The sequence below is a fragment of the Paenibacillus sp. NPDC056933 genome (genome assembly GCF_042674385.1).
GTDB lineage: Bacteria > Bacillota > Bacilli > Paenibacillales > Paenibacillaceae > Paenibacillus.
The window spans coordinates 111,686-132,957 of sequence record NZ_JBHUQN010000005.1 but is presented as its reverse complement, the minus strand read 5'-3'; the positions used below and the strand labels follow the sequence as shown (position 1 = coordinate 132,957).

General features: G+C 48.3%; 21 protein-coding genes. 17 read left to right on the top strand and 4 right to left on the bottom strand.

Going from position 1 to position 21,272, the window contains the following annotated elements; all coding sequences use genetic code 11:
• The first annotated feature begins 23 nt into the window (after positions 1–23).
• From ACFTRD_RS27050 to ACFTRD_RS27015, 8 genes are all read left to right on the top strand, one after another.
• Entirely contained in the window at positions 24–1,163 is a 1,140-nt protein-coding gene (locus tag ACFTRD_RS27050) for a CgeB family protein (protein WP_379385457.1), read from the top strand.
• Between the two features lie 61 nt (positions 1,164–1,224).
• On the top strand, positions 1,225–2,820 hold the full coding sequence (locus ACFTRD_RS27045; RefSeq protein ID WP_379385455.1) for a glycosyltransferase family 4 protein: 1,596 nt from the start codon (positions 1,225–1,227) through the stop codon (positions 2,818–2,820).
• 14 nt (positions 2,821–2,834) lie between these two features.
• Positions 2,835–3,926 (top strand): non-hydrolyzing UDP-N-acetylglucosamine 2-epimerase, encoded by a 1,092-nt coding sequence (gene wecB / locus ACFTRD_RS27040; RefSeq protein ID WP_379385453.1) that lies wholly within the window; start codon positions 2,835–2,837, stop codon positions 3,924–3,926.
• On the top strand, positions 3,919–4,905 hold the full coding sequence (locus tag ACFTRD_RS27035; RefSeq protein WP_192270429.1) for a polysaccharide biosynthesis protein: 987 nt from the start codon (positions 3,919–3,921) through the stop codon (positions 4,903–4,905). Before wecB ends, ACFTRD_RS27035 begins: the two co-directional genes overlap by 8 nt.
• Positions 4,902–5,729 (top strand): dTDP-4-dehydrorhamnose reductase family protein, encoded by an 828-nt coding sequence (locus tag ACFTRD_RS27030; RefSeq protein WP_379385451.1) that lies wholly within the window; start codon positions 4,902–4,904, stop codon positions 5,727–5,729. The genes ACFTRD_RS27035 and ACFTRD_RS27030 overlap by 4 nt, the downstream gene beginning before the upstream one ends.
• Positions 5,711–6,652 (top strand): NAD-dependent epimerase/dehydratase family protein, encoded by a 942-nt coding sequence (locus tag ACFTRD_RS27025; protein ID WP_379385449.1) that lies wholly within the window; start codon positions 5,711–5,713, stop codon positions 6,650–6,652. Before ACFTRD_RS27030 ends, ACFTRD_RS27025 begins: the two co-directional genes overlap by 19 nt.
• Complete coding sequence (locus ACFTRD_RS27020; protein WP_379385447.1) at positions 6,649–7,365, top strand: glycosyltransferase; 717 nt, start codon at positions 6,649–6,651, stop codon at positions 7,363–7,365. Before ACFTRD_RS27025 ends, ACFTRD_RS27020 begins: the two co-directional genes overlap by 4 nt.
• A gap of 231 nt (positions 7,366–7,596) precedes the next feature.
• Entirely contained in the window at positions 7,597–8,313 is a 717-nt protein-coding gene (locus ACFTRD_RS27015; RefSeq protein WP_379385445.1) for a glycosyltransferase, read from the top strand.
• Positions 8,314–8,455: 142 nt separating this feature from the next.
• Here the strand turns inward: ACFTRD_RS27015 and ACFTRD_RS27010 are convergent, their stop codons facing one another.
• Entirely contained in the window at positions 8,456–8,629 is a 174-nt protein-coding gene (locus ACFTRD_RS27010) for a hypothetical protein (RefSeq protein WP_379385444.1), read from the bottom strand.
• Positions 8,626–9,864, bottom strand: a complete 1,239-nt coding sequence (locus ACFTRD_RS27005) for a glycosyltransferase family 4 protein (protein ID WP_379385442.1) — start codon at positions 9,862–9,864, stop codon at positions 8,626–8,628. Before ACFTRD_RS27005 ends, ACFTRD_RS27010 begins: the two co-directional genes overlap by 4 nt.
• A 185-nt stretch (positions 9,865–10,049) precedes the next feature.
• Here ACFTRD_RS27005 and ACFTRD_RS27000 point away from each other — a divergent pair, with 185 nt between their 5' ends.
• Positions 10,050–10,409: a hypothetical protein gene (locus tag ACFTRD_RS27000; protein ID WP_379385440.1), complete on the top strand. Its 360-nt coding sequence runs from the start codon at positions 10,050–10,052 to the stop codon at positions 10,407–10,409.
• 263 nt (positions 10,410–10,672) lie between these two features.
• Positions 10,673–12,160, top strand: a complete 1,488-nt coding sequence (locus ACFTRD_RS26995; protein WP_379385438.1) for a DHA2 family efflux MFS transporter permease subunit — start codon at positions 10,673–10,675, stop codon at positions 12,158–12,160.
• 318 nt (positions 12,161–12,478) lie between these two features.
• On the opposite strand, the gene ACFTRD_RS26990 is transcribed toward ACFTRD_RS26995, so the two are convergent.
• Positions 12,479–13,552: a glycosyltransferase family 4 protein gene (locus ACFTRD_RS26990; protein WP_379385436.1), complete on the bottom strand. Its 1,074-nt coding sequence runs from the start codon at positions 13,550–13,552 to the stop codon at positions 12,479–12,481.
• A gap of 248 nt (positions 13,553–13,800) precedes the next feature.
• Between ACFTRD_RS26990 and ACFTRD_RS26985 the strand changes: the two genes are divergently transcribed.
• The 6 genes from ACFTRD_RS26985 to ACFTRD_RS26960 all read left to right on the top strand — a co-directional run bounded on the left by ACFTRD_RS26985 (position 13,801) and on the right by ACFTRD_RS26960 (position 19,644).
• The gene (locus tag ACFTRD_RS26985) at positions 13,801–14,916 is read left to right on the top strand and encodes an ABC transporter ATP-binding protein (protein WP_379385434.1); all 1,116 of its coding nucleotides are present in this window, start codon (positions 13,801–13,803) and stop codon (positions 14,914–14,916) included.
• Entirely contained in the window at positions 14,913–15,629 is a 717-nt protein-coding gene (locus tag ACFTRD_RS26980) for an ABC transporter permease subunit (RefSeq protein ID WP_192270408.1), read from the top strand. Before ACFTRD_RS26985 ends, ACFTRD_RS26980 begins: the two co-directional genes overlap by 4 nt.
• Positions 15,630–15,633: 4 nt before the next feature.
• Positions 15,634–17,028, top strand: a complete 1,395-nt coding sequence (locus tag ACFTRD_RS26975) for a GldG family protein (protein ID WP_379385431.1) — start codon at positions 15,634–15,636, stop codon at positions 17,026–17,028.
• Complete coding sequence (locus tag ACFTRD_RS26970; protein ID WP_379385429.1) at positions 17,025–18,029, top strand: DUF4340 domain-containing protein; 1,005 nt, start codon at positions 17,025–17,027, stop codon at positions 18,027–18,029. Before ACFTRD_RS26975 ends, ACFTRD_RS26970 begins: the two co-directional genes overlap by 4 nt.
• A gap of 222 nt (positions 18,030–18,251) precedes the next feature.
• Positions 18,252–19,211: a YhcN/YlaJ family sporulation lipoprotein gene (locus ACFTRD_RS26965; protein WP_379385427.1), complete on the top strand. Its 960-nt coding sequence runs from the start codon at positions 18,252–18,254 to the stop codon at positions 19,209–19,211.
• A 208-nt stretch (positions 19,212–19,419) separates the two neighbouring features.
• Positions 19,420–19,644, top strand: coding sequence for a helix-turn-helix domain-containing protein (locus tag ACFTRD_RS26960; protein WP_017692532.1), 225 nt, complete (start codon positions 19,420–19,422; stop codon positions 19,642–19,644).
• Between the two features lie 163 nt (positions 19,645–19,807).
• Here the strand turns inward: ACFTRD_RS26960 and ACFTRD_RS26955 are convergent, their stop codons facing one another.
• Entirely contained in the window at positions 19,808–20,161 is a 354-nt protein-coding gene (locus tag ACFTRD_RS26955) for a hypothetical protein (protein ID WP_379385424.1), read from the bottom strand.
• Between the two features lie 246 nt (positions 20,162–20,407).
• On the opposite strand from ACFTRD_RS26955, the gene ACFTRD_RS26950 reads away from it, so the two are divergent.
• Complete coding sequence (locus tag ACFTRD_RS26950; protein WP_379385422.1) at positions 20,408–21,271, top strand: MurR/RpiR family transcriptional regulator; 864 nt, start codon at positions 20,408–20,410, stop codon at positions 21,269–21,271.
• Position 21,272 lies beyond the last annotated feature (1 nt).

Below are 21,272 nucleotides of genomic sequence, written 5' to 3'. Positions count from 1 at the left end.
CCCAAAATAAAAGGAGTGGCGGTATGTCTCTCAAACATCGTAAAACGAAAAAGTCTCATGCGCCAGTGCTCAGCCTGGCAGACCAGGCACGCAAAAACGGGCAACATGCCGGATACGATGCGGGCAAGGAAGAAGGATATCTGCGCGGCCGTGCCAACTATATTGTCAATTGTGCACAGGAGCCATTGCCTTTCCGACAGATCCACGTTCTGTACGTATCTTCAGGTAAAGGATTTCCTTACTCTCCACTGGACGAGGCAATCATGGCTACATTGCAAGGCATGGTTGCTCAGGTGACCCTTTCCGATCCGCGCCAGCCTGTATCTGAAATTGCATTGCAAACCCGGCCAGACCTTGTGCTTGTGTTGGATGGCATGGATATTCCATTGGAGCATCTGGATGCGATTCGACAAGCAGGCATTCAGACGGCAATCTGGCTTACCGATGATCCGTATTATACGGATATGACGCTGGAGACCGTGAAGCATTTCGATCATGTCTTCACCTTGGAACTGAACTGTGTGGATCTGTATCGGCAGAACGGTTGTCCTTCGGTGCACTACCTCCCGTTTGCTGCCTTCACTAACCACTACTTCCCAATTACAACACCCTCATCGCTCCACCGGGAAGTCAGCTTTATCGGTTCGGCTTACTGGAACCGGGTGTATTTCTTTAATCCGATCATGGCCCAGCTGATGTCACACAATACCGTGTTTAATGGTATCTGGTGGGACCGTCTGCCTGACTACACTGCTTATGGTGAAAAGATTGAACTGGGTCGCTGGATGAGTCCACAGGAAACCAATGATGTCTATAACGGCACCAAGATTGTCATTAACCTCCACCGCTCCCACGAAGACGATTCGGTCAACAACAATCATGTTAAGATTCAGCCAGCTTCACCGAACCCGAGAACGTTTGAAATTGCGGCTTCCGCTACCCTTCAATTGACGGATGCCCGTGATGACCTGGCACGTTTCTATAAACCGGGTGTGGAGATCGAAACGTACTCATCCCCTCAGGAATTGCTCGACAAGGTGGAGTACTATATCTCGCATGAGAAAGAGCGTCGTGAAATTGCTCTGCGCGGACTTGAACGCACATTGAAAGACCACACGTATGGCAGAAGAATCAATGAACTGTTGACCATTATCTTCCCTTAATCTTGGCCGGAAGGAGGTGTGCACTGTACCCTGTATGTTCGCATGCAGGGTCCGTGCGGCCATGGCGATTAAACCTAAACTCATGTTGTTTTCACATGTGTGCAACACCCGCAGCATTACGGGGGCGGAGAAGCTGCTGCTTCATTTTATGAGGGAAATGGGTACCATCTTCGATTGTGTACTCGTTGTCCCTCAGGAAGGAAAACTCGCCGGACTTGCGCGGAGATTCGATATTCAGGTCAAAATATGTTTTCTGCCGATGCTTCACGGTGTGTACACACCTTACCGGGGGATCGCAACGGATGCAGAACAGCTTCGCCACTCACCATCCTATCAGGAGGTAGTCTCCCTGATCCGGGAGACTGCGCCTGAAATGGTGTTAACGAATACCTGTGTCAATGTGATGCCAGCTGTAGCAGCGAAGTCTCTGCAAATTCCGGTCATCTGGAAGATTACTGAAATTATTCAGGCGAATGAACATACAACCGAGGCGGTACAGATGATTGGTCGTTACTCGGATTGGATCATAGGCATATCCGAAACGGCGGTAACTCCATTCAAACAAGCTGGCATGAGCGATAAACTCACCGTGATCTCCCCAACCTGGGATCCGTCTCTGCCGGATCCGGACCGATGGGTGCACTTGCGGGAACGCAAACGTAAAGAGCTTGGTCTCAAGCCATCGCAAATCTGTATCGGTTATATCTCTTCTTTTATATATGATGCCAAAGGTCTAAAACCGTTTATCGATATGGCGCTGCAATTGTGTGAGGTCCATTCACGCTGCCGGTTCTGGATCATTGGCACATCAGCGGACAAAAAGTACTATGACGAGTGTGTGTCACGGGTGAAAAAGTCAGGTTACTATCGCCGGTTCACTTTTACCAAATTCGAAGAGAACGTATCTCTGGCCTATACGGCCATGGATATCGTTGTCATCCCGAGTATGGTCAAAGAAGGATTTGGAATGACCGCGCTGGAGGGACTTTATTTCGCCAAACCGGTTATCGCTTTTGCTCAAGGCGGACTGAAGGAATTGCTGGAATCCGTAGGCAGTGGTGCATTTCTGGCTCCGCCTGGTGAGACTCAAGCGCTGGTCACGCTGGCAACAACCTTGCTGAATGATCCCGAACTGGCCTCCGATACCGGATGGCGTAATCGGACAGAAGCGGAAAAGCTGTACGGTATTGAAACCTACAGGGTAAAGCTGCATACGATGGTGACACAGTGGTTAATGCGTTTTCCCGGATGGTTTCCGTATATTCAGCCTCCGAATGGTCCAGTGTACGCATGGGGTGAGGGGGGATTGCGAACCGTGCTGGTTCTGGAATCGGCTACGGTTCGGGCACTTTTAATTCCACTGGCTGTTTTCCATACGTTGCCGCTTTCACCGTTACCTCCGATTGTGATAGGTCAGCCTGTCCACGAAGTAACAGATTCCAGCTCAAATGGCAGTACGAGACGAAGTCGTCACCAGCGACCATCTCATCGCAGTAGGATTCATGACGGAAGGAAACGAGGGACGGGAACAGGCAGGAGGAAGCTGAAGGCAAGCAAAAAGAAGCGTGTGCGCTTGGGGCTGCCGTCTGCTCGCAAACGTGCGACTGGCAAAGCAAGACGAAGCCGGGCTCGCCGAAGATTATCCAATAGACGATGAAGGCAGGGGTTACGATGAAGATCATGACGGTGCTGGGTACGCGACCTGAAATTATACGGCTCAGCCTGATCATTTCCAAACTGGACCAGTACGCGACCAAACATATTCTGGTACACACGGGACAGAACTTCACGGAAAGTCTCAGCGGTCTTTTTTTCAAGGAAATGGGTCTGCGTGCCCCGGATTATATTCTTCAGGACGAAGCGGCCTCCCTGGGTCGGCAGTTGTCCTCCATGTTTACGCAAATGGAAGATTTATTGCATCAGGAGAAGCCTGACAAGGTGCTGCTGCTCGGCGATACGAACAGTGCCTTGTGTGCTGTGCTGGCTGAGCGGATGGGCATACCCGTCATTCACATGGAAGCGGGCAATCGCTGTTTTGACCTGGATGTGCCTGAGGAGAAAAATCGCAGGGTCATTGATGCCATTTCCACCATTAATATGCCATACACGGAACAAAGTAAGAAACATCTGGTTAGTGAAGGGGTTCCCAGTCGCCGAATTGTGCTGACAGGCAATCCGATCTATGAAGTGATGCGTCATTACGACACACAAGTGAGTTCCAGCAAAATACTGAAAAAATTGAAGCTGAAGTCCGGGCAATATTTTCTGGTTACAGCCCATAGGGCAGAGAATGTCGACCATCCCCCTCATTTGCTGGAGATAATGAAAGGTTTGAATCAGGTTGCTGAGGAACATGCCATGCGAGTCATATGCAGCATTCACCCTCGAACGGCCATTCGCATTGCCGAGCATCTGCAATTGGAGATGAACCCGCTGGTGGAATTTCACGAGCCATTCGGATTTTTTGATTTTGTCATGTTGGAACGACATGCACGCTGTGCACTCACGGATAGCGGTACCGTCCAGGAGGAGTGCTGCATCATGGGGGTGCCTACGGTCACCATGCGTCGTACAACGGAACGGCCAGAGACGGTGGATTGTGGCAGTAATGTGGTCTCGGGTCTGGATGCGGAGCGTATTGCGGGCTGTGTAAAAGTGATGACCGAAATGCCAAACGATTGGGAATGCCCGCAGGGTTACAAAGCAACAGATGTATCCAGTAAAGTGGTCAAATTTCTGCTTGGAGGGAAAATGCATGTTTGAAAATAAGCGTATACTCGTGACTGGCGGTACGGGATCATGGGGTTATGAACTTGTGGCTCAACTGCTGCCCCAGCAGCCCAAGGAGATTATTGTATACTCCCGGAATGAGTCCAGCCAAGTGGCGATGAGCCGTGAATTCGAAGACCCGCGTCTTCATTTTCGCATTGGTGATATTCGAGACAAGGATGCATTAACGGTCGCTTGTCAGCATGTGGATTATGTGTTTCATCTCGCAGCGCTCAAGCATGTTCCCGTGTGTGAAGATCAACCCTACGAAGCACTCAAAACCAATGTAATCGGCACACAAAATGTCATCGAGGCTGCGATTGAAAATCATGTGGAAAAAGTCATTTACATCTCGACCGACAAGGCCGCCAATCCATCCAATTTCTACGGCATGACCAAGGCGATCGGTGAGAAGTTGATTGTATATGCCAATCTGCTTCACAGCAATACGCGGTTTGTCACTGTGCGTGGTGGCAATGTACTTGGAACGAACGGCAGTGTCGTGCATTTGTTCAAAAATCAGATTCGTCAGAAAGGTCAAGTTTCCATTACCGACATGAACATGACACGCTTCTTTCTAACCTTGAAAGATGCGATTACCTTGCTATTCAAAGCATCGGTGGAAAGCGTTGGCGGCGAAATTTTTGTCATGACGATGCCGACGTGCAAAATTGTGGATCTCGCTGAAGTGTTGATTGAGGATTCAGGTGTGGAGAATGTATCCATTGTGGAGCGCGGCACCCGACCTGGCGAGAAGATTCATGAAATCCTGATGAGTGAATTTGAGAGTATGACCACGGTAGTCTATGATGAGCAGTATTTGGTTATTCTTCCGACGCTGGGCATACCAGGACTCAAGGAGCATTACACACACTGCCCACCGGTTTCTTTCAGCAGTTTTAGTTCCGAACATCAGCTGATGACGAAAGAGGAGATTCGTGAAATTTTAAAACGCGGAGGATTCTTGTCATGAAGCTGCTGATACTTGGGGGAAACGGAATGGCCGGCCATATTCTGGTCGACTATTTCCGCCGTCAAGGCGTGCATAGTGTCTTCTATACAACCCGGGATGTGTCGGACCCGAGAGGTCTATTGCTGGATGTAAACGACAGCTATATGGTTGACCGGCTGGTAGAAGCGGTACACCCGGATGTCATCGTTAACGCTGTAGGTGTTTTGAACAGCTTTGCAGATGAAGACAAAATTACAGCATATCACATTAACGGATTCCTGCCGCATCGTTTGAGGCGGGTAGCCGACACGATTGGAGCACGTCTGATTCACATCAGTACGGATTGTGTGTTTAGTGGGGACCGGGGGGCGTACCGGGAGAATGATATTACGGATGGAACATCTGCCTATGCGATCACAAAAGCACTGGGTGAAGTCCATGACGCCGGACACCTGACGATTCGCACGTCCATTATTGGGCCTGAAATTCGGAAGGGCGGCATCGGTCTGATGCACTGGTTCATGTCCAGTACAGGGGAAGTTGGCGGATATACGCGTGTCTTCTGGAATGGGGTGACCACCCTTGAATTGGCCAAATGGGTAGATCATTATTTGTCGTCCCCGGTTAGTGGTTTGATTCATCTGGCTCACCCGGAACCGGTCAGCAAGCATGATCTGCTTCTCCTGTTCCAACAGACATGGGGTAAGCAGGATGTTGTTGTCGTACCGGATGATAGCGTAGTGCAGGATCGTACGCTGGTGTCCACACGTGAGGACGTGAAGACAGACCTTCCGGATTATTCTACAATGCTGAAGGAGCTGGCATTATGGATGGAGCAGAGCTGACAGGCAAAAAGGTGCTGATCACAGGTGCGTCCGGTTTTACCGGACGGCATGCGGTCGCATATTTCCGGGCAGCTGGAGCAGTGGTTGTAGCGGTGGTCAGACGAGTCGGTGTGTACTCGTTTGGCGATGGCGTAGCTGTACATGTCTGTGATCTTAATGATAAACAGCAAGTTCGTCATCTGATTGACGAGGTGAAGCCGGACTATGCATTACATCTCGCAGGCAAAAATTCGGTGCCGGATTCCTGGTCCGATCCACTGCTTGTATTGGAGACCAATGTAATGGCTGTCCTGTACCTGCTGGATGCTCTCCGAAGCTGTCCAGCGGCACGGACCGTTATTGTAGGTTCAAGGTTAAAATACACCCCTGAACCCGGACGGCATCCGCAGCCTCCCCACCCGTACAGTCTCAGCAAAGCGCTGGAGGAGATGGTGTCGCTGTCGTGGATGTCCCTCTTTGGACAGCAAATTATGCTGGCAGAGCCGGGTAATCTGATCGGGGCAGGTCCCTCGACAGGCATATGTTCGCTGCTGGCACGTCATGTTGTCGCCTGTGAACAGGAAGGCAAGACGGAGCCTTTCCGTCTATCCGGCCGGGATAATACCCGTGATTTTCTGGATGTACGGGATGCGGTTCGGGCTTATGCAACCTTGCTTGTGAAGGGCGCGTCAGGCACCGTTTATCCCGTTGTATCGGGCAAAGAGCGCAGCCTGGGCGAGATAGCGGATACGCTGCTGACCATGACCGAAGCGGAAGTGCCCGTACGCTGGGATGGAGCTTCTTCCGGTCCGGACGGGGCTGGAGAACAGGAGGAGATGTCACTGCTGCGCAAGTTGGGCTGGCAGCCATTGATCCCCTTTGCCCAATCTCTTCAGGACATTCTAAGTGATGTTCGTACCCAGGAGGGGAGGTCAACTGGATGAATCCCAGAGTATCCATTGTCATTCCGTTTTACAATTGTCCCTATGTGCCTCAAGCCATTCAAAGTGCAATGAACCAGACGTATCCCGATGTGGAGATCATTATCGTCAACGATGGCTCGACCCGGCATGCGGAACTGCTCCAACCTTACCTTCCCTACATTAATGTACTTGGCAAAAGCAATGGCGGCACAGCCTCGGCTCTGAATCACGGCATCCGTCATGCCTCAGGGGACTATATCGCGTGGCTGAGTTCGGATGATTTCCTTTATCCCGACAAGATTCGTCATCAGGTTGAATTTATGCAACGGGAGAATGTGCTCATCTCACATACCAACTTTCATTACATTAATGAGCATTCTGCGGTAACCAAGTTGAACGGAGGGGCAGAACCAATGGCCGAACCGGATTGGTTGCGCCTTTTCGTAAACGGCAATCCGGTGAACGGCTGTACTGTGATGATCCGCAGGGATCTGTTCAGTGCGGTCGGTCTGTTCGATGAACTGCTACCGTACACGCATGATCTGGACCTATGGATGCGTATTCTGCTGAACGGACATCGTTTTCCATATCTGAACGAAGCACTTACGGCATATCGATGGCACGGGGGAATGGGGTCGGTTCGCCATGCGGATACGATCGGCCGGGAGGCCTCCATGGTATGGTCCCGATATCGTGCACCCCTATTACAGCGTATTGCAGCCATGGGGGGATAAATGAACAATGTGAGGGGGTTATGGAGGCCGCAAGGTGGCTGAATAACGCCCTCTTTATGTGTAGCATTTTGTATAAATTCCTTGAGCGATAAAGATCGAAAGATGCAGAATGCTGATGTTACGGATCATAATTTATGCTGTAGCTGTGTTACAGATGCCTAATTCCCAACGGAGCCATCTTCATATAATAGGGAGAATCGTGATTTTTACGCGGAGAAAGGGGAGGCCCGAATGGAGCCAAAAGTATCAATTGTCATTCCTTTTTATAATTGCGCGTACATCGAGCAGGCTGTTCACAGTGCCGTTCACCAGACATATCCGCATATTGAGATCATTGTGGTGGACGATGGCTCTACACAGCATGTGGAGCGGCTAGAACCCTTCATGGATCGCATTCGTTATATTCGGAAAAAGAATGGTGGTACGGCCACAGCACTGAACGAGGGGATTAAGCAGGCGACAGGCGATTATTTTGTGTGGCTCAGCTCGGATGATGTGATGCTGCTGGACCGGGTGGAGAAACAACTGAAGTTCATGCTTGAGGTCAAGGCATCGTTCTGTCACGGGGCCTATCATTATGTAAATGCGGACAGTGAATGGGTGGACACGGTGCGGCCTGAAGTAGGGAGTCGTCTCGAAGTGCTGCAGGTGCTCATGGAAGGATGCCCGATCAACGGCTGTACTGTCATGCTGGAGATGGAAGCTTTTAAAAGGTTTGGCCTGTTCGACACGGATTTTCGGTATACGCACGACTACGAGATGTGGCTGAGACTGTTTCCGGTATATGAACTGTTCTATTTCAATGAACCGCTGCTGTGTTACCGGGTTCATGAAGCCATGGGAACCAAGAAACACTTCGAGGCATTAAAAACCGAGATGGAGCTTGTTCAGGCGAAGCATCGACCTATCCTGCTTAATTTGCAGCAGGTCGGCGGTTATTGGAAATAAAGGCTTGGCATTCGCATGAAGGTCCGAGTGCCAGATGAGAGGCTGCAAAAAAAGAGGGTATTCGATTGCCGTTCGAAGAACATGCGGCAGGAACGAATATCCTCTTGTTTATCCCTGTTTAAAAGTTATTTGTCTCTAGATTCTAGTTGTTCTCTGAAGTGAGAATGTGCAACGCTGCCGGATCAGGGAATACGTATCCTTTGGGCAGCTTCCTCATTAATTCATTCATCATAGTGTAATCTACCTCGATATGAGCCGTCGACACTGGTGTCGAAAACCATCGATTATACAAATCACTGGGTACAAGCAACGTCATCTCCGTTGACCTCCCATCTGTATGGCTTCCTGGTAGACATGAAGTGTACGCAACCCCATTTCTTCCAGTGAACGATGTTGCTCAGCCCATGCTTTGGCGGCTGCCCCTACCTTTGTACGGGTCGCATCGTCCTGCAAGAGGGCGTTCAATAATGTACTAAGGGACTCCGCATCTTGCGGTGGCACGACCCAACCGGTATGTTCAGGCTGAACCATCTCAGGCATGCCAGCAGTATCACTTACAATGACAGGTAGTCCGGCGAGCTGTGCCTCTGTGACCGAGAAAGGCTGTGTATCCTGTAAGCTGGGTTGTACATAAATATCGGCGCGTCGAAGGAAGGAAGGGATGTTGTCCAGTTTGCCCCAGAATACGATGTCCGAATCTACCCCTGCCTTCATGGCTTGCGTATACAATTCATCTCTCAGATTCCCTTCTCCAGCAATCCAGCAGACCCAATCTGAACGAATTTTTTTCAGACTGGAGATTGCCTTGATTAACACATGGACTCCTTTGATATACTCCAGCCTTCCTGTAAAAGCGATTACTTTTTTGCCTGCTGGCTTACGCTGACGGAACCTGACCGCTGCTTGAGCGCGATAGGATGGAAGATCCACAGCATAAGGGATTAACCGGAATTTCCACTCCGGAACATGGAGTTCCGTCAATGTGCTCTTAATCCAATTGCTGGAGACCAAAATAAGCTCGGATTGTTCAGCGCTCCGCTCTTCCAATGAGAGAAAGTAGCGACCGCGTTTGGATTGTAAATATGCAGGGAGGGTAAGTTGTGCATTAGAGTTTTGGGCATCATAGAAGGTTTCGCGCGCAAGGGCTCCATGATAGCTGGTGACCAGCGGTGTGTTGCGGTTCAAAATGCGTTTTATCGCAACGGCGGCTACCGGATCCTGCGCATGTATGACGTCGTAGTGATCAACACCGAGATAAGCGGCCCCCATTTCAAAGGCATATCTGTTTAATTCATAATAAGCCACGAGAGAATCGGCTGTGAAATGGGGAAGATCTGTAGGATTGAGCTTGGCTTGCAGCATGGGCCATACTTTATCCTTGGAGAAGGAACGATTGAGATTGCGAATATACACTTCATTTTTGGCACCGTTGGTGCCCATGATATCGACTTCAACGCCAAGTGCCATCAGCCTGTCAGCGAGCTGTCTCACATATGTCCATATTCCACCCATCTGCGTAAGTTCCCAATAGGTCACGATCAGAACTCTCATAGGTACCTCCTTGTCAGGGCCTGCACAGGCCGAGCTTCTATCCTGTTATTCTATGAAAAAAGGCAACCGAAAGGGTGGGCATTACTGTGTAAATGGTTAAAATGGGTGAATACAAATAGCAACGGACGAGTAAAGGCATACCATATCTTAAGAAAGGGTTCGCGCTTAAGGGGGGGGGATATACAATGGCTGCATATTTGCTGGAGATTCATGAGAACCTGCTACAAATCGGTGTTCCGGTGAGGTACATGGACATTGAGATCGCCTATGTCGAAAATGACGAAGTCGATGTATTTGTCGGTGGAGTCAGTTCCACCCGAGGAGAACTATATCGTTATCTGTTTCATATGAGAGCTGAGGTCGGAAAAGAGAGTTCCAATCACATTATCCATAACCTGTCGGTATCGTCCGAACCGTGCGAACTAAGGATCATCAGCAATAGTTCTTCGCCGAATCATCTCGTAATTCGTATGTATTGCAGAAGTGAAAATGGGTTGACCCTGGGTATACTTTCGGAACACCAGATGATCAAGCTGGCAGATTAATAAAAGTTCAATCGGAGGTTTGATTAACCAAAACGGGTGGAGCAGGATAAAGACCTGGTCCATTTTTTTGGCATACATACCTATACAGATATCTGATGAAAAAAATAGCTTGACAGCAAAGGTATTTTCATTAGAATTAACCTATGCTTAAAACAAGGGTTTAAAACGACGGTTTAAAACAAAAGTTTGAAACGTCGTGAATATAAGGCCGATGGAGAGACATACACAGATAAGCCTCCAGGCCGGAAAAGAGAGTGGAGAGAGTGAAACAACAAGCAGCAGTTCCCCAGGACCCGGCCGAGTTTTCGATTAAAACGATTATTCTGCCGCTACTGGCCATTATTGTCGGGATGATTATGGTCATTCTGGACAGCACGGTAGTTAACGTGGCGATTCCGAATCTGGTTCAATATTTTGAGACTGACCTGAAGACGATCCAATGGACCGTTACAGGCTACACGTTAGCTTTGTCAGCCGTCATTCCGCTGGCAGGATGGTTGACCGATCGATTTGGTGCCAAAAGAGTATTTTTGTTCACGATTGCAATGTTTACTCTGGGTTCAGTGTTATGCTCTATCGCACAGTCTCCTGAGCAATTGATTATTTACCGTATCATTCAGGGAATTGGCGGAGGCATGGTGGCACCGATTGGTATGGCGATGGTGTTCCGTCTGGCTCCTCCTGAAAGAAGAGGCTCCATCATGGGGATGCTCGGTATTCCCATGCTGCTGGCTCCTGCACTAGGGCCGGTATTATCCGGTTGGTTTATTCAGTCCCTCAGCTGGCACTGGATCTTCCTGATCAACTTGCCGATCGGGATTGCCGCTTTTATTCTATGTATCAAATTCCTGCCGGATACGGATCGTGGGCGCACACCTGCACTTGATCTGCTTGGCATGATTTTGGCACCCATTGCATTCTCGATGCTCGCATATGGTGTAAGTGAGGGCGGAACAAGCTGGACGTCTGCAACTACACTGACAGGTGTGATTGTCGGGGGCGTAGCGCTGATTCTGTTCATTATCGTTGAGCTTCGGCACAAAAATCCGCTGCTGGAACTTCGGGTATTTAAATCCTCGGATTTCACACGGGGAATTATTCTGGCATGGGTGTCGCAAGTCGCTCTGTTCGGAGCGATGATTCTGATTCCATTATATCTGCAACAGATCAAAGGCTACACCGCGCTGGAAACAGGACTCATTCTGCTGCCGCAGGCGCTGGCCTCGGGTGTGGGTATGCCGTTAGGTGGACGGTTATTTGATAGAATTGGTGCAAGACCATTGGCATTTGTCGGTCTCGGTATCATCTCGGGTGCACTGTTTATTCTATCCTCCATTACGGCAGAGACGGGTCTTGGCCTGATCATTACTAGTCTTGTCATGATGGGATTGGGTATGGGTCTGTCCATGATGCCGCTCAACACGCACGTGCTGAATGCGGCTCCACGCAAGCTGGTAGGTCGGGTTACTCCGCTTACCGCTGCTGCGCAACAAGTCGTTGTATCTTTTGCAGTTGCCGGGCTCACTGGATTCCTCACTTCCCATATTGCAAGCAATACAGCTGGCGCAACAGATGGGGTGGCTGTAGTTAATGGGTTAGTCGCTGGTTTTAACGATACCTTCTTCCTGGCCGCTTGCATTGCCTTGTTTGGATGTGTACTCAGTCTGATTCTGCGTAAGCCGAAACGGATGGAGGAAGAATCCCTTCAAACCGGGGATCAGCCTGATCCGGCGATGATGATGGGTCACTAATTGTGATAACCACACATAGGGTATCGGATTAAGGGGCTGTCTCGAAAGAGTTTCCCATTTTGCTGCAAGGTGCTAACGAACCTAGCGAACATTAAATGGCGGATTCGCAAGGATTGCAAATTCTAACGAACTTCAGTGACGTTATTTCGGTCTAAAACGCACGTCAGAGCCTAAAAAGCGACTTGATCGATGAAATAACCTCTCTGGAATTCCTTACATTTCAGAACGGCGCAAATGAGAGCGAATAACGTGTGTCAGATTCGTTAGATCAACCTAAGGCAGTTCAGAGAATCTTTCTGAACTGCCTTTTTGCCGTATTCATGAGAAAATGCTCAGGGCAGTCATCATTTCACGAAATGACAATGCATATCGATCGGGTGAGAAGGAAAGGGCCATATGTTGCCTGCCCTGAATGCGTATATACTCCCTTAGTTCGTTGTTACGCATAAGGTCTATGGCTTCGGATACAGCGGCGTTCACGTTGCCAAGCGGATAGAATTTTCCCGTTCGGTTATGTGTGATAAAGGAACGGACACCATCTGAATCCGTGCTGAGCACCGGGCAGCCGCAACTGATCGCTTCCGCAACGGCGTATCCAAACCCCTCAAGCAGGGAGGTGGATAGCATAATTCCCCCGGAAGCTGCAATCATGGAATAGAATGTAGGCATGTCGGAATGAGGCACGTTGATAAAAATCCCAGTCCGATCTTCAAGCCCGTACTCCACTAGCATATGTCGGAACATGGCCTCATCTTCCGGATTAGCCAAGGTGGGATCGTGGAACAACCATAGTCTGGCTTCGGGAATTTTACTAATAATTTTGCTGGATATCGCCAAGTATTCTCGCCAATTTTTGTTGTGTTCCAGTCTTCCCACCCATGCAAGCACCGGATAGGGCGGGGTATCCACCGAAATTGGGGCAAAGGTATTGGTATCCAGCATATTGGGAATGACAAACCGATGGAGCCAGGGGCACATATGGATAAACAGCTCCAATAGATGATCCGTTGGAGGAATGACTGCAGCATTACAGTATGCATGCAGATCAGGTACTCCCATTTGAATCATTTTAAAAGCCTGTTCACGCGTTCCGAGCCCCTGTGCTTCATAGATAATTCGACCGTTAAACCCAAGGGCTCTCAGTCTGCCCGGCATGGAGATATCCGAGGTGACAATAATGGCATCATATTGGTGATGATGAATCAAACTGTGAATTTCCTCATCACTGGAAGCGGTGAAGACCGGCGTGTTGTTATTGTTCTGCATTCCCGAGCCAGGGTACAGATACAACACATGCGCTTCGATGCCGTGGCGTTGCAGAACAGCGGTACGCAATCGGTTTAACGTATCTACACCGCCGCTTGGAACAAAAAATGTGAATAGTACTTTCACACGGTTCACCCTCTGACTTTTGTGCAGGTGCTGATGCTCCTGTACTGTATGGTACGTTGCCCCAGAGTACAGGGTGTGGGTGAATGAAGGGTTGTTCACGATTTAGACACATATTTTTAAGCTCTCTTTTAAGAGACCTTAAGCTGTATTTAGGATATAGCACGTAAGATACAAGGAACTTCCCGTGTTGACCATCTGAAGAAAGCGATGATGGCACACGGGTATTTTAACGGGAAAGGATGAATGATGTGCTCGAAGTGAAACAGGTAAGCAAAGTATTTGATGGACGGCACGGCGTGCATCAACTGGACTTCACCATGGAGCGCGGTGAGATTGTTGGCTTTTTGGGACCGAATGGTGCCGGGAAAACAACAACGATGCGAATGATCACCGGATATCTGCATCCAACAGCTGGCTCCATTGCAGTGGATGGCATATCGGTGCACGATCAGGGCCGGAGCGCCCGTTCCAAAATCGGTTATTTGCCTGAGACACCACCGCTTTATCCGGATATGACGGTGCACTCGTACCTCAAATTTGTCGCCCATCTGAGAGATGTCCCGGCACGTGAAGTGAAACTGCGGGTCAGTGAGATGGTTAGCAGGTTGGGTCTTCAGGACCGGGAAAAACAACTGGTTCGCGGGCTGTCCAAAGGGTATAAGCAACGTCTTGGGCTGGCAGGAGCCATTATTCACAAACCGGATCTGCTCGTGCTTGATGAGCCGACTTCAGGACTTGATCCGAATCAGATTATAGAAATACGGGATCTGATCCGTGAACTGGGTGAGAATCATACCGTGCTGCTCAGTACACATATTTTGCCGGAAGTGAGCGCACTTTGTAATCGCATGTTGATTATTAACCAGGGACAGCTTGTATTGGACGGTTCACCGCAGCATTTTGGCTCCTCCTTGGGTGAACAATTCAAAGTATCGATTGAAGTGAAGGCAACAGAGCAGCAATTACATAACTTGCTGACACCTTGGGAGAAGGTTCGTAGCGAAGTCATTCAAGCAGCGGATGGACAGGCGTCTACCGATGCTGACGATACGGTCAAAATGTTGCTTACCGGTGAATCCTCGGATGATTTTCGAGAAGAACTTTTCTACCTTTTGTCCGGTGCAGGCTTGCCAATCCTGGAGATGAAGAAAGAAAATCTCAGTTTGGAACAAATATTCCTGAAGCTTACCACAACGGAATCCGAATCGGAACTGGCATCGCAGAAGCCTGAAGCTGGTAAAGCGCAACTCGCCAATCAGGCGGCAGGTGCAGAGGTCAATTCGGACACCGCTTCAGAGCTGAAGCAATCGACTAATTCCGAGAGTGCTTCGTCTGATTCCCATACAGGGGAGGGTTCCAAATGAGACGAATGATGGCGGTTTGCAATAAAGAACTTCAGGCTTATTTCCTGTCACCGACGTCGTATTTTGCTTTTGCCGTGTATGTACTCATGACAAGCCTGTTGTTCTATTCCAGCTTTGTGTACTACCAGCCAAGCATAGTGGATTACCGCCTGGTGTTGGGGGATACATTATCCATGCTGCTTTTTGTGGTACCGTTGCTGACGATGAGACTGGTGGCCGAGGAATTCAGGCAGGGTACGGATGAACTCTTGCTGACTTCACCTGCACGGGTGACAGAGATTATTTTTGGCAAATATCTGGCGTCGCTCGCCATTCTTGTCGTATTGATCTTGTGCAGCCTGGTTTACCCGCTAATCATGTCCTTCTTCGGTGAACTGGATCTGACCTCGGTATGGTTGTCTGCACTGGGTCTCTTCTTTCTGGGCGGAAGCATGATGGCGATTGGACTGTTTGCTTCCACGCTATCCCAGCATCAGATGGTATCTGCGGTAGCCGGTTTTATTATTTTGCTCGTATTGTGGATGCTTGATTCATTTGCAGGCAATACCGGATCAGCGTTACAGCAATGGCTGGATCCTTTTGCACTGACGAATCGGTTTGACAGCTTTACGAAGGGTGTACTTAGTGGCCCGGATATACTGTATTATGTCACGCTCTCAGGTTTGTTTCTGCTGTTAAGCATTCAGATTGTGGAACGGAAGCGGTGGAGGTGAGAAGATGAAAAAATGGTTAAGTCATACCAACAGTACTGTGCTATCTGTAGCGATGGTTGGCATCTTTATTTTGCTAACTCTGTTCCTGAATTCACTTAGCGGCTTCCAGCTGGATCTGACTTCCAACAAGCAATACACCTTATCAGATCAGTCACTTACTGCAATCAAAAACGTAAAAGAAGACGTCAATATTCTGGTGTTAACCGTCGAAAATGCAAATAATACAGTTTTGAACCGCGAAGTGACGGATATGGTTCAGGAATACACGAAACGCAACAGCAAACTGAAGATGAAGCAGTACAATCTGACTCAGGAACCAACGCTTGCTTCGAAATATGGGATTACAGGCAGCTCTATCGTATTAGAACAGGGCGATCAGCATAAAGTCATTGATATCGCCAGCCTGTTCACGGCTGTTGGTGATGGTAGTGATGGATCGTATCAGTTCACGGGTGAGGAGAAGCTGACACAAGCCTTAATCAATCTGTCTTCGACGGAAAAGAATAAAATGGTCTTCCTGACAGGGCATGAAGAGTTAGGTCTGGATCAGCTGACTACGCTGCGCTCATCTTTGGAACAGAATAATATCACAACAGAAGAACTTCAGCTAAATCAGGCAGGTCAGGTTCCAGAAGATGCGGACGTGCTTGCTATTATCGGTCCACAGCGGGATATCAGTGATAGCGAACTAAAGGCTATTCGCACTTATCTGAGTAACGGAGGTAAGTTGCTGTTGTCTCTTGGATTTCATCAGGATATGAAAGTGACATGGAAAAATATCGATGCACTCATGACGGATTATGGTGTTGTTGATGAGCATGCCGTCATGGTGGATAACCAGCAAGCCAGCACAATGGGCCCACTTTGGGTAGTGCCTGAGTATGGCACACATGCCATCACGGATAAGCTATCAGAGAGCAAATTATACCCGATGTTATCCCTGTCCATTGCTTTGACCAGTAAAGAGCAGGACAAATACAAACTGTCACCGCTCATTCATTCGTCGAATGAAAGTTATGGGGAGACAAACATCGCAGGACTATTACAAAATGAGACATCCAATGATCCGGATCAGGATGTGCAAGGTCCTGTCGAACTCGGATATGCTGCAGATACTACCGATGGCAAACCAAAGGCTGTGATTTTGGGATCATCCATTTTCATGCAGGATTCGGAAATTGCGAATGGAGGAAATCGGGACTTTATTCTAAATGCCGTTAATTATCTGAGTGAAAAAGAGGATGGGGTGACCATCCGACCACGCGTACAATCCGGTTATCAGATGGCATATCTGAACGGCCAGCAGGCCAGAATTATTTTCTTCGTAGCGATTGTCGCATTCCCGCTCATCTTTGTTATGATAGGTGTATTCTTATGGTGGAGGCGCAGACGGGTATGAAAAAATGGCTCCCAACGATTCTGGTCGTAGTGGTCTTGATCATCGGTTGGGTCTATGCGGCCAGTCAGAATTATTTTCGTGAAGAGGAAGCAGAGAAGGTGAAGTTGCTTGGCATCCAGTCTGGAGACATACAGTCCATCACCATTCATGACACCACTGCAGGCACATCCCATGGGACAGAGCCTTCCACTTCGAAATTGGAACTAAAAAACGGCATTTGGAATATGGTGGAACCCAAAGCTTATCCTCTGAATGGGTATATTGTTAGCAGTTGGCTTGATGCCTTGAGTGGTGCGGATCAGGAAATGGTTGTCGAGGAAGAACCGAAGGATCTCGATAAATATGGATTGGGTACAAATGCAACGTTGCTGGACATTCAATTAAATGATAATCGCGTTATCAAGCTGACCATAGGAGGTCAGTTGCCAGCTGATGAAGCTCGTTATGTGCGGGTAAACTCCGGACCCGTCGTTGCTGTGCAAACGGAAGTGATCAGCAATATTGAACTGTCACGACATGATCTGCTGGATACGACACCGTTTAATCTGGATGAAACGAATGTTACCTCGCTAGAGTGGGAAGGCAAAGCTGCCACCTGGATGCTCAAATCTTCTTCTGAAGAGGGTGCGGCAGAGCAGAAGTGGACGCTTAACGGTGAAGCAATTGAAACAACAGATGCCGTTTCGCTGATTGGCAAAATTAAAAATCTGTCCACTGCGGACGATGTTCACAAAGCTTCTGAACTGAAAGGAACCGTGCCCCGTTTTACATTATCTGTTGAGCAGATGGTTAACGGAGAGGCCGTTACGGATGTATATCGGGGGCTTACCGTTGCATCGGAACCGGATCAGATCTGGGTGATAACCCCGGATGGTCAGTGGGCCTATTCCATGGATATAACCAGTCTGAAGGAAGCAGAGCATTTCCCGAATTCGATAAAGAATTCGGATACAGCATCGTCTGCCGGAAAGAACGCGGACAAGGAGCCGTCATCCAAGTAATTGGAATGAAGTGGAGCCTTTAATATGATGAGTAATCCAACTGGATAAGTAATTTGGTCAAAGCAGTGCTGCACTTGTTGCAAGCACTGCTTTTTTTATGGAAAGAGAGGTGGTGCAGAATAAATCAGGTTGGTTGGTGTTCCATATCCTTTCAGCATAGCGCTACGTACAGAAGTGCATCCTATCCTTGTGACCAAAACCAACAACATTGGAGGATGAGACATGCCAGCAGCCAAAAAGGCGACAGCAATCAGCTTATCTTTGTCTACTGCAATTTTCGTAATGGTCGGATTGACGGGTTGTGGAACGAATACAAAAGCTAATAACAATCTGCACACCCAAAGTGTTCGTCATGAAGTGAAAGGCATCAACCGTTATGGTGTTGAGTCCAATGGGATGGATGGTATTCGTGCGAAGAGCTACCGGATGCATAACGTCACTAACCTGAAAGAAAGTCACGAGCTGGCTAAACGTATTACCGAAATGAAAGAAGTGAAGTCAGCAAAAGTCATGCTGTCCGATCGTAACGCTTATGTTGCTGTCCGTTTGGCAGATGGTCACACTGGCAAATTGGAAAGCAAAATGAACGGCACCCATGGAAATCGCGCCAACGGTACCATGCGTACCGAAAGCTTAAACCAGGATATGGGCGGAATGCGTGTGAATGGTGGAAACGGAACCATGTCTCCATATAGAACCAGCGGCATCGCTCCTGGATTGAACACGAATGCTGCGACAGACCGCAGCCACATGGGGAACGACAGCAGTATTTATGGAACCATGGGTACTGGATCTTATGGCATGATGCGAGGACTGACCAACAGCGGCAATGCACGTTCGATGAGCGATGGCCACTATGGGATGAAGAGTGAAAAAGCACGTGTAGACAGCACGGATGACAACACACCAGCAGAGATTAAATCCAAGATCTCGGCAAAAATCAAACAATATGCACCTCATGTAGAGAACGTATACGTTTCCTCTAATCCTGAATTTGTTCAGCATGTGGAGAGCTATTCCACCGATATTCGTAACGGGAAACCGATTAGGGGCATGATTGGTTCATTCCAATCGATGGTTGAACGTATTTTCCCAACCAACGCAGTGAACCCTAATCACCGTGATGGTGTTCATCCCGATGGGATATTGCACCGCAACAATGACGGCTTGATGAACCGATAAATAATCGGTAAATTCTCAGTTAAGTTTGAACAAGTATGCCTTTGCGCGGATGGGAAACATCAGCTGCAAGGGCATGTTTGTTTTGGATAAAAGACTGCCCATTTTTTTGATAAAACTGAACCAACGCCCTTGACCTTACATAAGATGAGTTGACTGTATCCCCTTAACCTTGTTACACCAACACAACCCGAGCAAGGAGGGGTGAACATTGAAGGGTATCGATCATAAAAGCAAATTTCTGTTGACCCACCGTGAACGCGAAGTATTCGAATTACTGGTTCAGGACAAAACGACGCGTGACATCGCAGGGCAGTTATTCATCAGCGAGAAAACGGTGCGTAACCATATTTCGAATGTGATGCAGAAACTCAATGTTAAGGGTCGTTCGCAGGCAGTTGTAGAGCTGATTAAGCTCGGAGAACTGAAGATCTGACGCGATACTACACAGTTGACTGAAGCAGCATGAAAGTCTTTTTCTATTCTTCATCATGAAGAATGGGGAAAGGCTTTTTTGTTTGTTAAAAATTTGAATTCAAAAGTTGCTCACCGCAGTCCGCTATTCTGGTTAGCTCAAGGTATATGGCATAAGGTTTCACCTACATATTGTTATTGGCATGCTCATGAATAAAGACTGTCCATTTTTTCTTCGAAAAAGGCTGATAGAAGAGCTGCTCCAATTCCCCATACTGGGTTTCATCCAGATACAGATAGAGTGCTTTTTTCGCAATTTTGGCGGCAGGTTGGGTGGTGGATTTCGTACCACCAGCTTTACGTTTGATTGGAATATGAAACTGCAGCAAGTCTGCGAGGTTATTCCAACCTTCCCAGCTTAGTCGCCCTCCGCGCTTCCAGTCGATAGCATACAGGGCATAATATTTACGAGCTTCGGTCTGTTTTATGGCAATAATCCAGGTGGAAGGAATCATTTTGTGACGTTGCCTTCGGTTCATCAGTGCCTGCTCCTTTCTTGAAAGTGAAAGTATCCACTTTCGCTTCAAAGTTCATCTCCAATATAAGCGGAATCCCATTCCTTAATCCAGAAGATACCTTCTAAAATTTCATCATACATTACATACCGCGAACATGACGATAATCCTCTTGATTTGCAACAGAATCTTGATTAAAATGAAGTTATAAAAATAATTTTCTTTTTTTATAACAAATTAATAAAAATAATTTTCAATAAAGGGGCATTCATGGCAGCCATATTACATGCGTTGCAGCAAGAGCTGAAGGAACTTCCGTCACAGGAACGCCGAATTGCAGAAGTTATTTTACAGTCCCCATCCGATATTCCTGGCTGGACGATTAACCATCTCGCACAGCAAAGCGGAACGAGTGCGGCTACGGTAACCCGCTTTTGCAAATCATTTCATTTCAAAGGTTTTCCCGATTTCAAAATGAAGCTGGCCGCAGAATTGTCTCATTCCACCAATGAAACAGCATATCAGGATATCGTGGCGGGCAATCCTTTATCCAAAATTGTGGAAGCCATTGAAGCCAACCATCTCGCATCTATTGCGGATACCACCCGTTTGCTGGATCTGGGCAGACTGGAGCATGCGGTTCAGTTATTATGTTCTGCCCGCCGCATTGATCTCTACGGCGTCGCAACTTCTTCCATTGTTACACAGGATTTCTATCAGAAACTGGTGCGGATCGGCAAAAGCTGTACCGCCTTCTCGGATTCACATATGCAAATTACGTCGGCCTCTTCACTGGGCGAAGGGGATGTGGCGATGGCCGTATCCTATTCGGGAGAAACACCGGAGACGATCGATGCTCTGCATTGTGCCAAACAGGCGGGAGCTTCTACCATTTCTCTGACATCCTACGGGAATAACAAACTTGCGGCGGTGTCGGATATTCCGCTGTTTACGTCGTCCCTGGAAGAAGGCATGAGGCGGGGGGATATGGCTTCACGAATTGCGCTGCTGCATGTCGTCGATATTCTGTTCACGGGCATGGTGAGTGCCGACTTTGACCGTTTTATTCCCAAATTGGAACAATCGTATCACAATGTACAATCTTATCGGGTTCAACATAATGGAGGTGCCTAAG

What these genes read in the sequence shown, in the direction of transcription:
- ACFTRD_RS27050 (WP_379385457.1), top strand. Translation starts at nt 24, where the DNA reads ATGTCTCTCAAACATCGTAAAACGAAAAAGTCTCATGCGCCAGTGCTC.
- ACFTRD_RS27045 (WP_379385455.1), top strand. Translation starts at nt 1,225, where the DNA reads ATGGCGATTAAACCTAAACTCATGTTGTTTTCACATGTGTGCAACACC.
- wecB (WP_379385453.1), top strand. Translation starts at nt 2,835, where the DNA reads ATGAAGATCATGACGGTGCTGGGTACGCGACCTGAAATTATACGGCTC.
- ACFTRD_RS27035 (WP_192270429.1), top strand. Translation starts at nt 3,919, where the DNA reads ATGTTTGAAAATAAGCGTATACTCGTGACTGGCGGTACGGGATCATGG.
- ACFTRD_RS27030 (WP_379385451.1), top strand. Translation starts at nt 4,902, where the DNA reads ATGAAGCTGCTGATACTTGGGGGAAACGGAATGGCCGGCCATATTCTG.
- ACFTRD_RS27025 (WP_379385449.1), top strand. Translation starts at nt 5,711, where the DNA reads ATGGATGGAGCAGAGCTGACAGGCAAAAAGGTGCTGATCACAGGTGCG.
- ACFTRD_RS27020 (WP_379385447.1), top strand. Translation starts at nt 6,649, where the DNA reads ATGAATCCCAGAGTATCCATTGTCATTCCGTTTTACAATTGTCCCTAT.
- ACFTRD_RS27015 (WP_379385445.1), top strand. Translation starts at nt 7,597, where the DNA reads ATGGAGCCAAAAGTATCAATTGTCATTCCTTTTTATAATTGCGCGTAC.
- ACFTRD_RS27010 (WP_379385444.1), bottom strand. Translation starts at nt 8,629, where the DNA reads ATGACGTTGCTTGTACCCAGTGATTTGTATAATCGATGGTTTTCGACA.
- ACFTRD_RS27005 (WP_379385442.1), bottom strand. Translation starts at nt 9,864, where the DNA reads ATGAGAGTTCTGATCGTGACCTATTGGGAACTTACGCAGATGGGTGGA.
- ACFTRD_RS27000 (WP_379385440.1), top strand. Translation starts at nt 10,050, where the DNA reads ATGGCTGCATATTTGCTGGAGATTCATGAGAACCTGCTACAAATCGGT.
- ACFTRD_RS26980 (WP_192270408.1), top strand. Translation starts at nt 14,913, where the DNA reads ATGAGACGAATGATGGCGGTTTGCAATAAAGAACTTCAGGCTTATTTC.
- ACFTRD_RS26975 (WP_379385431.1), top strand. Translation starts at nt 15,634, where the DNA reads ATGAAAAAATGGTTAAGTCATACCAACAGTACTGTGCTATCTGTAGCG.
- ACFTRD_RS26970 (WP_379385429.1), top strand. Translation starts at nt 17,025, where the DNA reads ATGAAAAAATGGCTCCCAACGATTCTGGTCGTAGTGGTCTTGATCATC.
- ACFTRD_RS26965 (WP_379385427.1), top strand. Translation starts at nt 18,252, where the DNA reads ATGCCAGCAGCCAAAAAGGCGACAGCAATCAGCTTATCTTTGTCTACT.
- ACFTRD_RS26955 (WP_379385424.1), bottom strand. Translation starts at nt 20,161, where the DNA reads ATGAACCGAAGGCAACGTCACAAAATGATTCCTTCCACCTGGATTATT.
- ACFTRD_RS26950 (WP_379385422.1), top strand. Translation starts at nt 20,408, where the DNA reads ATGGCAGCCATATTACATGCGTTGCAGCAAGAGCTGAAGGAACTTCCG.